Annotated in this window: 12 protein-coding genes; all 12 read left to right on the forward strand. The window is 59.6% G+C overall.

The window, feature by feature from the left end:
- Positions 1-779: 779 nt before the first annotated feature.
- On the forward strand, positions 780-1,184 hold the full coding sequence (locus AC0QUY_RS30040; protein WP_475389836.1) for a hypothetical protein: 405 nt from the start codon (positions 780-782) through the stop codon (positions 1,182-1,184).
- Positions 1,181-1,327, forward strand: a complete 147-nt coding sequence (locus AC0QUY_RS30045) for a hypothetical protein (protein ID WP_475389837.1) — start codon at positions 1,181-1,183, stop codon at positions 1,325-1,327. The genes AC0QUY_RS30040 and AC0QUY_RS30045 overlap by 4 nt, the downstream gene beginning before the upstream one ends.
- 106 nt (positions 1,328-1,433) lie before the next feature.
- Positions 1,434-2,093 (forward strand): hypothetical protein, encoded by a 660-nt coding sequence (locus tag AC0QUY_RS30050; protein ID WP_475389838.1) that lies wholly within the window; start codon positions 1,434-1,436, stop codon positions 2,091-2,093.
- 69 nt (positions 2,094-2,162) lie between these two features.
- On the forward strand, positions 2,163-2,531 hold the full coding sequence (locus AC0QUY_RS30055) for a hypothetical protein (RefSeq protein ID WP_475389839.1): 369 nt from the start codon (positions 2,163-2,165) through the stop codon (positions 2,529-2,531).
- Positions 2,532-2,545: 14 nt separating this feature from the next.
- Positions 2,546-2,992 (forward strand): DUF3085 domain-containing protein, encoded by a 447-nt coding sequence (locus AC0QUY_RS30060; protein ID WP_475389980.1) that lies wholly within the window; start codon positions 2,546-2,548, stop codon positions 2,990-2,992.
- Positions 2,993-3,017: 25 nt separating this feature from the next.
- Positions 3,018-3,734 (forward strand): hypothetical protein, encoded by a 717-nt coding sequence (locus tag AC0QUY_RS30065; RefSeq protein WP_475389840.1) that lies wholly within the window; start codon positions 3,018-3,020, stop codon positions 3,732-3,734.
- Between the two features lie 13 nt (positions 3,735-3,747).
- Positions 3,748-5,127 carry a tyrosine-type recombinase/integrase gene (locus AC0QUY_RS30070; RefSeq protein ID WP_475389841.1) on the forward strand — a complete coding sequence of 460 codons (1,380 nt, stop codon included), beginning with the start codon at positions 3,748-3,750 and terminating at the stop codon, positions 5,125-5,127.
- Between the two features lie 474 nt (positions 5,128-5,601).
- Complete coding sequence (locus tag AC0QUY_RS30075) at positions 5,602-5,865, forward strand: hypothetical protein (RefSeq protein ID WP_475389842.1); 264 nt, start codon at positions 5,602-5,604, stop codon at positions 5,863-5,865.
- Positions 5,866-6,085: 220 nt separating this feature from the next.
- Positions 6,086-8,857 (forward strand): class I SAM-dependent DNA methyltransferase, encoded by a 2,772-nt coding sequence (locus AC0QUY_RS30080; RefSeq protein ID WP_475389843.1) that lies wholly within the window; start codon positions 6,086-6,088, stop codon positions 8,855-8,857.
- Positions 8,854-10,920: a DEAD/DEAH box helicase gene (locus AC0QUY_RS30085; protein WP_475389844.1), complete on the forward strand. Its 2,067-nt coding sequence runs from the start codon at positions 8,854-8,856 to the stop codon at positions 10,918-10,920. Before AC0QUY_RS30080 ends, AC0QUY_RS30085 begins: the two co-directional genes overlap by 4 nt.
- On the forward strand, positions 10,913-12,097 hold the full coding sequence (locus AC0QUY_RS30090; protein WP_475389845.1) for a GIY-YIG nuclease family protein: 1,185 nt from the start codon (positions 10,913-10,915) through the stop codon (positions 12,095-12,097). The genes AC0QUY_RS30085 and AC0QUY_RS30090 overlap by 8 nt, the downstream gene beginning before the upstream one ends.
- A gap of 66 nt (positions 12,098-12,163) precedes the next feature.
- Positions 12,164-12,505, forward strand: a complete 342-nt coding sequence (locus AC0QUY_RS30095; RefSeq protein WP_475389846.1) for a hypothetical protein — start codon at positions 12,164-12,166, stop codon at positions 12,503-12,505.
- Positions 12,506-12,508: the final 3 nt, after the last annotated feature.

The raw sequence follows: 12,508 nt of genomic DNA on the forward strand, positions 1-12,508 counted from the left end.
AAAGCTCACCCACGGTTGTAGCCGGAGGGGGAACGGGCGACATCGCCACGCGTCTTGGCCGGTGGCCACCGGCCAAGACGCTAAGTCGCTTCCATCGCACAAATCTTGGCCGTGCAGATACAAGGGGCTGTCTCCACGAGTCGAGTGCATGGAGAGAGCCGCTCACCCCTACTCTCTCCCCGCGAAGAGCGGGGCGAGGGAGTAAACACAGCTTCGCGATCTCGCGGCGCGTTTCGCCCGAGCTTTGCCTGATCTTTCACGCCCTTGAGAACAGAGGGCGCAGGGAAGACCGGGTGCGCGCTGCACCCGCGGTCTCGTGTGCAATTTGCGCAAAAGAACGCGCACACGAGCATACAGGTCCAGCGGAGAGCATCCGGCCTTCCCTGCGCAATGGTTTTACGGCGTACTTCGCGCTCTCCCTGGTGTGCGAATTCCTTTAGCCACCATCATCCGCAGATTGACGGATGGCGCTTACCCGGTCGGGCCGGCGCATCCTCCGCGGACTTGACACCAGCCACGGGTGCCAGGACCACACGGCCCTATTTTGTGGGCAGGTGACCTGTACTTAGCCGATCTGGCCCGATCTTAAGGCCTTCAAAAATAGGCCTTTTCGGATTTATCATTATCCAGCAAGGCGAAGCCGGATCACCGCGAACCCGCTGCTACTGGGGCAAGGCCCCAGCCTCGAACCCTTCCCAAGGCCGACGAGGCTAGAGCCGAGCCACCAGCGGCAGCGCCCAAAACCCACTAATGGGCGCGGCCCAGAGAGACTACCGACTATGACGACGAAGAGAAAGGACTGCATCCCCACGCTGAAGAGCGCGGGGATCAGTGAGGATGACGCACGTGCATTGCGCCGAATCTCGATGACGCTGCATCGCTGGCATGAGCTGGAGTGCGGCAACGAGCGCGGCGAAGCGATCGAGCGCGATGAGAAAACCAAGCTGACTTATCTGACCTTTGACACTGGCCAGAATGGCAAGCGCGGGCGCATCCAGATTCCCGATCGCGAGACCGCCGCGCTGAAGCGACTCGCAAAGATCATGAAGGCCTATCCCGGTTTCGCCTTCCACGTGCAGGGCGATCCACGCGGCTCGCCGCTCTTCATCCTGCGCCCCGGTGATGTACCTGCCGGGCGCGATATCGACACCTGCTACTCCAACGGCATCGCGGTGTTCAAATGACCGAGCCCGAGATCATCCGCGCCCGCATCGTCGAGTTGAAGAAAATGCTCGCTGATCTGCAGGCCTCGCTCCGCAATCTGGAAATTGAAAAAGCGATGGCCGGTTTGCATCGCGAAACCGATGGAGCAACACAGCTGAACTGATCTTGGCAAATGCCTCCCAGCCGCCCCGGACACCGATAGGTGCCGGGGTTAGGCGGTCAGAACGCCCCGCAATTCCGCGAGGCCTTCTGAAAAAGGAAACTGTCAAATGACTAAGCTGAAAACCCACCCTGCCGATGCTGCTGATCTGGCGCTCATCCCGGCTTGTAAAAAATTCACCGCAACCATCCTGAAGAATAACAAGCCGCAGACTTTCGAGTTTGCCACGCTTGCTGCTGCGCGGATCGAGGCGGCGAAGTTGAATGCGACCGCGAACAATGCCCGCAAGGCGCTGGTGTACGCGATCACCGAGGATGGCCGCGCGGTCCTCGTCCCGGCATTGTATGGCCGCACGCCCGCCGATGCAGGTAGCGAAGCCGCGAAGGCCGATGATAAGGCGCGCGATGCGAAGCCCGCGAAAGGGCCGAAGGTTGGCTCGCCATCCGAGGCCGATCTTGCTGCGGCGAAAGCCGAGGCCGCCGAGCGCGCCGCGCTGAAGGCAAAGCCAGCGAAGGCCGCGAAGCCAGCGAAGGCCGCGAAGCCCGCCAAGAAAGCGAAGCCCGCGAAGGCCAAGCCCGCGAAGAAAGAAGGCAGCTCGAAGGTTGATATCGTCATAAAGATGCTCACCGGCAAAAAGGCGGTGACGCGCAAGGATATCGCCGAGGCGGTTGACTGGCCTTCGATCAACATCAAGGCGATCTGCGCCCGCAAGGGCATGAAGCTGAAGCAAGCCGCCGATGGCACGCTCTCGGCATCGGCTCCGAAGTAACGCGATCAAGGGGCGGCTCTCATCAGGGCCGCCCTTCATGCTTTCAAAACCCACAAAGGAAAACCCACAATGAGTATGAGAACTGGAATCATAATCGCCGCAGCCATGGGCGTTGGCCTGCTTTGGATCGGCGGCGCTTTCGAACCATCGCAGCCGAAGAAGCCCGACGCGCAATATGGCGACACCATCGCCGCCAACGTGGCGACGATCGGCTGCGATACTGAAGCTAACCATGACAAGGCGCGCTCGCTCGCCCGCGACGGCGATCAGGCCGCAGCAGCGAAGGTCGCGGGCTGCGTTCCGGTCGCGATGGGCAGCACCGGCAAGGCAATCAAAACCTACGGCAAGTTCAGCATCTGCGTGCGCTGGCAGGGCGAGCCCGATTGCCTCTGGTCGCCGCGCAGCGATCTGCTCTTCGTGCCTGCATCTGCCAAGTAAGAGGCTTGATCATCATGGCAAACCTTATTTTTAAAGCCAACGATCTGCTTCGCGTAGTGGATCATTCTCTCGCCGCGCCGAAGCAGGCCGAGCGCCTCGTTGATTATCGCGATGGCAAGGCAATTACCGCGCCGCCCGATGCTGCATCAGTGCTGCTGGTGCATGACGAGGGCGTCTACCTGATGAGCAATGGCGAACCCGCCGACGCGCTGGATACCAAGGCCAAGGGCAAGTTCTTCAGGCGATACGTCGCCTATGCCGAGGGCTGCAATCCGAGCATCGACAAGGGCTGGTATGACACCGCCCGCGCGCTGGTCGGCGGCGATGACTTCGGCGAGTGCCTGCCGTGGGCCGCGCAGATCAAGGCTCACATCATTGCTGGCGCTGAGCAGATCATCATCGAAGTCAAAGGCGAGTCGCTGGAGCTGCTGCCGTCGCGCCAGTCCCGCCAGCGTAACTGATCACGTTCAAAGGAAAACCCAAACAATGGCTAATTATCGCACTGAATTTCCCGACTTCCCCGCCGATGACATGCCCGCGATCCCGCAAGGCTTCGCGGACAATTCTTGGCACAACGACTCTTGCCCCAACTTCGTCAGCGAGGAGCTGGGCCTTCGCATCTGGATCGACTACGCCGATCCCGAGCAGCGTGAGATCAGCGAGGGCTGCCGCTTTACGCTGGAGCCGTCCGACAATCTGGACACCATCACCGATCCAATCGTAACCGATGACTGGGCGGTGATCATCGAAGCCGTCGAAGAGGAGCGCGCCGAGGTCGCGGGCTGCCTCGAAAGGCTGGAGAAGGCCGAGGGCGCGATCCTGCAATGGCAGCTTGATGACAAGAAATTTGAAGTGCTGCTGAAGCGCGGCTTGATCCGATCGGAAGGCGACCTGCTGATCCATCCGAAGGCGCGCAAGGTCAGCGAGCTGGCCTTCACCATGGCGCAGCCCAAGGATATGCGCGTGCTCTACACGGGCGATAATGAAGGCCCGACGGTGATGATGCTGAGCCAGCTGGTTGCGAACTTCAACGCGAGCGGCGGCTGGTTTCAGCGCTACACCGAGGAGAACATGCGCGCCGAGATGGAATCGCGCGGCTGGTATGAAGGCCTGCACATTAATGGCCACTACCTGATCCTCGATATCGATCACGTGCATCTGGAGCCGCACCCCGATCATCCCAACAACCAGCTCGCGCGATAAGGAAGCATCACCAATGAACATCACCGAGAAGCATTGCCGCAAGGCGGTCAGCAAGCGCACCAAAATTTACGATGCCGAGTGCTCGGGCCTGTACGTCAGCCTGAGCCCCACAGCGCCGCCGACTTTCTGCCTGAAGTACACTTCGCCAATCACCAAGAAGCGCGCCAGCCATCGGCTCGGCGTCTATCAGGAAGGCGAGCGCGACGTGGCCTATTGGCGCAGAGAAGCGATCAAGCTGAAGGGCCGCATTGCCAATGGCGAGGATATCGCTGCCGCCGCGCGGCGGGCGCATGCGGCGCAGGCCAAGCAGGCGCTCACCGTCGATGCGCTGATCGATCTGCGCATTGATTGGATGAGCGAGGAAGAGCCGAAGGGCCGCGCCAAGGATGGCATCACGCTGAAGATGGGGCCGCGTAAAAAGGATTGGGCGAACATGGCCAGCCATCTGAACCGCCTCGTGCGCCCGCGCCTCGGATCGATGATCGCGACCGAGGTCACCAAGCGCGACATTGCGCAGCTGCAGAAGGATATCCTGCAGGGCGAGCTGATCGTCAACGGCAAGCCAAAAAAGAAGTCGATCAGCAACGCTCGCCACATGCGCAAGGCGGTGTCGGCCTTGTTCAAATGGGCGGCGCAGGAAGACTACGTTAGCTCCAGCCCCTGCGTGAATCTGCCGCCGCTGCCGAAGGAGCCGCCGCGCACGCGCAAGCTGAGCCATGACGAGATCAGGGTGCTATGGCATGGTCTCGATCGTTCTGACATGCCGATCGATCGCCGCATCTGCCTCGCGCTCAAGTTCGCGCTGGTCAGCATGCTGCGCTCGTGGGAGATGCTGCACATCCATCAGGATGAGCTGGCCGGGCGCGGCTTAAGCGACAAGCTTCCGCTGGTGGTGATCCCCGAGGAGCGCGTCAAAAAGGCCCGCGAGATTCATCAGCCGCTTTCCGATCTGGCGGTCGAGATCGCACGGGAAGCGATGGGCAATTACCCGTGGATGTTCGCGGGCCGCTTCGGCACCGAGCCGCTGCATCGCAAGGCGATGGCCTGCGCGCTGCGCGGCAAGACCAAGCGCGTCAAGGGCAAGGTGGTGATCGAAAGCCTCGGCATCTGCCGCCTGCTCGGCATGAAGCCTTTCACGCCGCATGATCTGCGCCGCACCGCCGCCAGCCTGATGGGCAGCATTAAGGTGCCGCGCTCTATCATCTCGATGTGCCTCGACCATGTCGTCAAGGCCGATGAGCACGGCGAGATCGCGGCGGTGACCGGCGAGCATTACGATCAGGATCAGCGCATCGTTGAAAAGCGCGAGGCCCTGCAGCGGCTGGCTGATGAGATCAGGCGCATCGTCAGCGCGCCGATGGAAGCGCGGGAGGAGATGAGACAAGCCGCCTGACCTTAAAAAAAGTTAGCCGCCCCGGTTGATCTGGGGCGGCTTTTTTGTTGCCATCGATCCCGCCAAGGCTGGGGCACAGCCAAGGTGAGCCCCGTGCATCCCCTGCTGCAGCCGCGATTCCCGATCCGGCTGGCCATCGCTTTAGGAGCCCTCTGGTGCGCCTTGGCGGTGGCGGCTGTATTGGGCCATGGCGCGCGGAATATCGCATCAGCGCCAGCGCCTGGGCCGCCGCCCGAGCCGATTTTTCGCATCATTAGCGCCGAGCGGATCGCCCCGCTGCTGGCCTTTGGATGAGCGCTGGCAGGCTCCAGCTGCAGCTATGCATCAGGCGAGCATGGCTGAAGAAGGCCAGACAAAGCCAGTTCAGGCCAAGCAAGGCCAAAGCAGCTCGCGACGCCATGCCGATCCGGTATGCGGCAAGAAAGGCCGCCGCTATTTCCACATCGGGCGGCATCTATCGTGGAGATGCAGGCGATGAACGAGATGGACGGGCGCGGAATACCAGGCCCCGAGCATGCGCGGCTGCGGCTCTGGACGATCTATGATCGGCCTTCGGACTACCCGAGCTGCTACGTCGCGCGCCTGTCGCTGATCGGGGCCGCCGGCGCTGAGATGACCGAGCATCGGCTGGTCTCGACCGACCTTGCGGCGCTTCGCGCGCAGATGATCGCGTGGGGCCTGCATTGCATGATGCGCCATCCCGATGACGAGCCGCAGATCGTGGAGGTTTGGCTGTGAGCAACGACAGGAAAAGCCTATGGCAGCATCCACTTTTGACCTGGGTGACCACGCGGGGACAATCAGCCATTGGTAGAACATCGGCGCTTGCGCACAGGCCGCAACTAAGTGACAAGGAAGGCACCGATTCCTACCAAATTCTCGCCTTTACGGGGCAAGGCGTTTAGGTCCGTTCAGCTGATCAGGGCTAATCCCGCCGGGGAGTGCTGGGGCAGACTAGATGAATCCAGTTGAGATCGAAGAAGCGATTTCGGAGCTTGCTGAGAAGCCGTTTGACGCCATCGAATTCCCTTTCGCTTTCCTCCAAGCGTTCGGGAACAAGGATACAACGATCAAGCGGCTGCGCTCGGGTGCGTCTAACAAGTCCGATTTGGGCGGTGTTCTGCAAACGAACAATATCCACATCGCCGTGTGTCCGCTGGGCGAGGTTACCAAAATTCTTGCCGCGCTGAAGGCCAGCCCGGCAACGGCCAGAGCGAAGGCGCGATACATCCTCGCGACCGACGGGGCGGAGTTCGAGGCCGAGGACCTGGAGTCGAACGATCCGCCGATTGCGTGTGCCTATCGGGACTTCCCTGATCACTTTGGTTTCTTCCTGCCGCTCGCCGGGATCACCACCGTCAAGCAGGTCCGCGACAGCTCTTTTGACATCCGGGCCACCAGCCGCCTGAACCGCCTCTATGTCGAGCTTCTCAAGGACAACCCCGATTGGGGAACGGTCGAGCGCCGTCCCGACATGAACCATTTCATGGCGCGGCTGATCTTCTGCTTTTTCGCGGAGGACACCGACATCTTCAACGGGAAGCGCCTGTTTACGGCCACCATCGAGCAGATGAGCGCGCGGGACTCGTCCAATACCCATGAGGTGATCAGCGAGTTGTTCCGTGCCATGAACACAAAGCGCGGGGATCGGGAGCGAGCTGGAATCGCCCGGTGGGCGGACAAGTTTCCTTACGTCAATGGCGGCCTTTTCTCAGGGAGCGCGGAGGTGCCGCGTTTCAGTCGGATTGCGCGACCCTACCTTCTCCATATCGGCAATCTCGATTGGACGAAGATCAACCCCGACATCTTCGGCTCGATGATCCAGGCCGTCGCCGACGATGAGGAGCGCGGTGCTCTTGGGATGCACTACACCAGCGTCCCCAATATCCTGAAAGTGCTGAACCCGCTCTTCCTCGACGACCTACGCGAGCATCTGGATGAGGCGGGAGATAATTCGCGCAAGCTCCTCAATCTGCGTAACCGCATGGCCAGAATCCGCGTGTTCGACCCCGCCTGCGGCAGCGGCAATTTCCTTGTCATCGCCTACAAGGAAATGCGGGCCATCGAGGCCAAGATCAACAAGCGGCGCGGCGAAGCGGATCGGCCTTCGGAAATTCCGTTGACGAACTTTCGCGGCATTGAGTTGCGCGACTTCGCCGCCGAAATAGCGCGCCTCGCCCTCATCATCGCGGAATTTCAGTGCGATGAGCTTTATCGCGGCCAGAAAGAAGCCTTGGCCGAGTTCTTGCCGCTCGACACAGAGAACTGGATCACCTGTGGCAATGCCTTACGCCTCGACTGGCTTAGCATCTGCCCGCCCACGGGAACTGGTGTCAAGCATCACGCGGAAGACCTGTTTCACACGCCGCTCGACCAGGCCCAAATCGACTTCGAGAATGAGGGCGGCGAGACTTACATATGTGGCAACCCGCCTTACAAAGGAGGAACCGAGCAGAACACCCTACAAAAGGACGATATGGGTTTCGTCTTCGGAACGACCTTTCCAGCTTGGAAATCCTTTGACTATATCCTCGGCTTTTTTCAAAAAGCTCGGATTTTTCTGGGTTTCTGCGAAGCGTCGGCTGCTTTCGTCACGACCAATTCTATTTGCCAAGGTGAACAGGTTTATCGCTTTTGGCCACAGTGCCTTACTGAAGGCGTTCGCATTTCTTTTGCGGTCACCTCATTTAAGTGGTCAAATTTGGCGAGCAAGAACGCGGGAGTGACGGTCTGCATTGTGGGCTTGCAAAGAAACCCGCGGTTGGTCAGGTACTTTGACGGGGATGTCGGACTTGTCAGAGAAGTTGAAAATATCAATGCATACCTTGTTCCTTACAAAGACATCTACGTAAAGAATGAGACCGCACCTCAAAACGGCATGGCGCCTGTCGTGAATGGCAACAAACCTGCTGATGGTGGCGGACTAATTTTCGACGCAGAAGTCGCTGCCACGCTTAAAGCAGCAGCGCCACGTTATGTACACACAGTTCGCCCCTTCTTTGGGGCGCATGATGGCACTCACGGAACGGGACGCTATTGCATTTGGGCTTCTGAGGAGGATTATTTTGCGCTGAAGGAGATAGGGGAATTCCAGGCCCGCTTCTTGAAAGTTGTCGAAATGAGGGAGAAGAGTGACAAGCCTCTAACCAGGGCGGGAGTGGATAAGCCATACGAATTTCAGCAGATTAGGCAAACGGGACTTGAAACGATTTTTCAGATCCCCCGACATTCCTCGGAGAGCAGAGATTACTATCCCGTGATCGCTCTTCCAAACGGCGCAATTGTTGGCGATGGGGCGTTCTCGTTCTACGATCCTCCGCTATGGAATATCGCTGTCTTTGCTTCACGCCTTTCGATCGTGTGGATCGGCGCCGTTTGTGGAAAGATCAAGACAGATTTCCGCTTCTCCAACACCCTTGGCTGGAACACTTTTCCTGTCCCCTCCCTCACCGAGAAGAACAAGGTGGACCTAACCCGCTGCGCCGAAGACATCCTGTTGGCACGCGAGGCGCAGTTCCCGGCGACGATTGCTGATCTTTACGACCCCGAAAAGATGCCCGAGAACCTACGCCAGGCGCATGAGCGTAACGACGAGGTGCTTGAGCGCATCTATATCGGCCGTCGGTTTCGCAACGACACCGAGCGGCTGGAGAAGCTGTTCGACCTGTACACGAAGTTGAGCGCGAGCCAAGGCGCAACGAAGAGGCGCAAGGCGGGAGTGAACGCATGACCGACGAGATCAAATCCGTCCCCTCTGTCTCGGTCTCCTACGCCCGCAACGGCAGCTCGACCAAGGCCAATGCGCTTGGCATGCGCCCCATGCAGGAGCGCGCCTACGAAAGACGCGGCGAGCAGTATCTTCTCATCAAGTCCCCACCGGCCTCGGGCAAGAGCCGTGCGCTCATGTTCATCGCCCTCGACAAGCTTACCAATCAGGGGCTCAAACAGGCGATCATCGTCGTGCCGGAGAAATCCATCGGTGCGAGCTTTCACGACGAACCGCTGGCCAAGTTCGGCTTTTGGGCCGACTGGACGGTTGCGCCCAAATGGAATCTGTGCGACGCGCCCGGAAACGACAATGGCGGCAAGGTCAATTCTGTCGGCGCTTTCCTTGATGGCGACGACAAGGTGCTGGTCTGCACCCACGCCACCTTCCGTTTCGCCGTGGACAAGTTCGGGGTCGAGGCGTTCGACGGCCGGCTGATCGCCGTAGACGAATTTCACCATGTTTCGGCCAACCCCGACAACAAGCTCGGCGTGCACCTCGGACAGTTCATCGCCCGCGACAAGGCGCACATCGTCGCCATGACCGGCTCCTATTTCCGGGGCGATGCCGAGGCCGTGCTGGTCCCGCAGGACGAGTCGAAGTTCGATACCATCACTTACACTTATTATGAGCAGCTCAATGGCTACGAATACCTCAAGCAGCTCGACATCGGGTATTTTTTCTACTCCGGCCCTTATACCGGCGACATCATGCAGGTGCTCGACCCCCGCCAGAAGACGATCATCCACATCCCTAGCGTCAATGCGCGCGAAAGCACGAAGCAAAAGATCAAGGAAGTCGAGCATATCATCGAGGAACTAGGCGAATGGCAGGGGACGGACGCCGTGACCGGGTTTCAGCTGGTCAAAATACCTAACGGCAGCGTGCTCAAAATCGCCGACCTAGTCGATGACGATCCTGCGAAGCGCGACCGCGTTTCCGCAGCGCTGAAAGATCCGGCACAGAAGAACAACCGCGACCATGTGGACATCATCATTGCGCTCGGCATGGCGAAGGAAGGTTTCGACTGGATATGGTGCGAGCATGCGCTGACAGTCGGCTATCGTTCGAGCCTGACTGAAATCGTGCAGATCATTGGCCGCGCCACCCGTGACGCGCCGGGAAAGACACGGGCGCGGTTCTCCAACCTGATTGCCCAACCGGACGCGGCCGACGAGGCGGTCACCGAGGCGGTGAACGACACCTTAAAGGCCATAGCGGCGAGCCTTCTCATGGAGCAAGTGCTTGCGCCCCGCTTCGAGTTCAAACCGAAGAACCCCACGAGCGGCCCGGTGGAAGGGTTTGACTACGGGGAAGAGGGTTATGATCCTAAGAAGTGCAATGTCGGCTTCAACGAAAAAACGGGCCACTTCCAGATCGAGATCAAAGGTCTGGCCGAACCCAAGAGCAAGGAAGCGGCACGCATCTGCCAGGAAGATTTGAACGAAGTCATTGCCGCCTTCGTTCAGGACAAAACGGCCATCGAGCGCGGTCTGTTCGATGAGGAACTGGTACCCGAGGAGCTGACGCAGGTCCGCATGGGCAAGATCATCAAGGACAAATATCCGGAACTCGACGAAAACGATCAAGAGGCGGTGCGCCAGCACGCCATCGCCGCCCTCAACCTGACGCAACAGGCCAAACAGATTGCGCTGGGCGGCGCGACGGGCAGCGACGCCGAACAAAGCGCCAATACGGCCCTGATTGATGGCGTGCGCAGGTTCGCGATGGATGTGCGCGAGTTGGACATTGATCTGATCGACCGGATCAATCCGTTCGGCGAAGCATATGCTATCCTCGCCAAGACCATGAGCGAAGACAGCCTGAAACAGGTGCAGGCGGCGATTTCCGCCAAACGCACGAGCCTCACACCCGAGGAGGCGAAGGAACTCGCTGTTCGGGCATTCAGGTTCAAGAAGGAACGCGGGCGGCTCCCCTCGATCAGCTCGACGGATGCCTGGGAAAAGCGGATGGCCGAAGGCGCTGCCGCCTTTGTTCGCTTCAAGGACGAGGGCCGCTATGACTGATCTCGACCTTGACGAGCTACGTGCCGAGCTGGACGACTTCGCAGCACCCGAAAAGAAGGGCGGACGCTCCGCGCGCGAAGAACGCATCATTGCCGGGTTTGAGGAAATTCAGCGCTTTTTCGAGAAACACGACCGCGCTCCGCAGCAGGGCGAGGATAATGACATCTTCGAACGGCTCTATGCCGTTCGCCTCGACCGTCTGCGCGCGCTGGAGGAATGTCGTTCGCTTCTTGCGCCGCTTGACTATCAGGGACTGTTGACAGGCACGGAGAGCGCCTCCGCCGCGCCCGAAGAGACGGTAGACGAGGACGAGCTGCTTGCCGAACTGAGAGATGCGGCAGGCGCATCCGATATTACCGAACTCCGCCATGTCCGCACCGCCGAGGACAAGCGCGCAGCAGAGGAAATCGCCAATCGGGAGAAATGCGAGGACTTCAACAGCTTTAAGCCTTTGTTCGAGAAGGTACAAAAGGAAATCGCGACCGGCGTGCGCCAAACTCGCCCGTTCGAGCTGAAAGCTGAAATCCGCCCGGGTAGCTGGTTCATTGTCGGCGGGCAGAAGGCCTACGTCGCCGCGATGGGCGAGGTGTTTTCCAACGCACAAGGTCGGACGGACGCGCGGCTGCGCGTAATCTTCGACAACGGCACCGAGAGCAACCTGCTCATGCGGTCATTGCAGCGCGCGCTCCACAAGGATGAAGCGGGGCGGCGGATTACCGACCCCGCAGCGGGTCCGCTCTTCGCAGGCGAGAGTGCCGACGGCGACCTAACAAGTGGCACGATCTACGTTCTGCGCAGCAAGTCCGACCATCCGGTGATAGCAGCTCATCGCGACGTTCTGCACAAGATCGGCGTAACCAGCGGGGATGTAAACCGGCGTATCGCAAATGCGAAGCTCGATCCGACGTTTCTTATGGCCGATGTGGAAACCGTTGCGACCTACGAACTCTACAACATCAATCGCGCCAAGCTTGAATACCTCATCCACCGCATCTTTGGCCCCGCTCAGCTCGATGTCGAGATCAAGGATCGCTTTGGGAATCCAGTGATCCCGCGCGAATGGTTCCTTGTGCCGCTGTTCGTCGTCAACGAAGCAGTTGATCGGATAAAGGATGGAAGCATTACCGACTACGTATACGATACCAGCGCAGCGGCATTGGTGCGTGCGAAAGCCTGACGGATCGACGCCAGACGCAGCTTTGATCGCGAGGTTCTCATCGAATTGGTCGCCGAGCTAAAGGCCATGATCGACAATCAGGATGAGAAGTTGAAGGCGCAGACCAAAAATACTCGCGCCCTAGAACTCAAGCTGGCGCAATTAGTGGGGGCGAACGAGCGGCGATCGGCGGAGGACCGTCACATCAGCGCCCAGCTGGCAGAACACAAGATCGCGATTGCCGAACTTCGCCGCTTGGCAAATGCTGAACGAGCCAAGGTGATCGACTACCTGAGGCGCTGCAACGGCGAGGACTTAACTGAGGGATGGTCGACGCAACGCGAATCGATTGGGAAAGCAACCTTGTCGCACGTCCTGAGTGCAGATTCGAGGCGCGCCAGTTTAAGCGTTGCTGCACGACCCAACTGAGGT

The sequence above is a fragment of the Bradyrhizobium sp. WYCCWR15520 genome, from assembly GCF_056174665.1.

Bases quoted from the DNA above. Each gene is read 5' to 3' on its own strand.
- AC0QUY_RS30040 (WP_475389836.1), top strand. From the start codon at position 780: ATGACGACGAAGAGAAAGGACTGCATCCCCACGCTGAAGAGCGCGGGG.
- AC0QUY_RS30045 (WP_475389837.1), top strand. From the start codon at position 1,181: ATGACCGAGCCCGAGATCATCCGCGCCCGCATCGTCGAGTTGAAGAAA.
- AC0QUY_RS30050 (WP_475389838.1), top strand. From the start codon at position 1,434: ATGACTAAGCTGAAAACCCACCCTGCCGATGCTGCTGATCTGGCGCTC.
- AC0QUY_RS30055 (WP_475389839.1), top strand. From the start codon at position 2,163: ATGAGTATGAGAACTGGAATCATAATCGCCGCAGCCATGGGCGTTGGC.
- AC0QUY_RS30060 (WP_475389980.1), top strand. From the start codon at position 2,546: ATGGCAAACCTTATTTTTAAAGCCAACGATCTGCTTCGCGTAGTGGAT.
- AC0QUY_RS30065 (WP_475389840.1), top strand. From the start codon at position 3,018: ATGGCTAATTATCGCACTGAATTTCCCGACTTCCCCGCCGATGACATG.
- AC0QUY_RS30070 (WP_475389841.1), top strand. From the start codon at position 3,748: ATGAACATCACCGAGAAGCATTGCCGCAAGGCGGTCAGCAAGCGCACC.
- AC0QUY_RS30075 (WP_475389842.1), top strand. From the start codon at position 5,602: ATGAACGAGATGGACGGGCGCGGAATACCAGGCCCCGAGCATGCGCGG.
- AC0QUY_RS30080 (WP_475389843.1), top strand. From the start codon at position 6,086: ATGAATCCAGTTGAGATCGAAGAAGCGATTTCGGAGCTTGCTGAGAAG.
- AC0QUY_RS30085 (WP_475389844.1), top strand. From the start codon at position 8,854: ATGACCGACGAGATCAAATCCGTCCCCTCTGTCTCGGTCTCCTACGCC.
- AC0QUY_RS30090 (WP_475389845.1), top strand. From the start codon at position 10,913: ATGACTGATCTCGACCTTGACGAGCTACGTGCCGAGCTGGACGACTTC.
- AC0QUY_RS30095 (WP_475389846.1), top strand. From the start codon at position 12,164: ATGATCGACAATCAGGATGAGAAGTTGAAGGCGCAGACCAAAAATACT.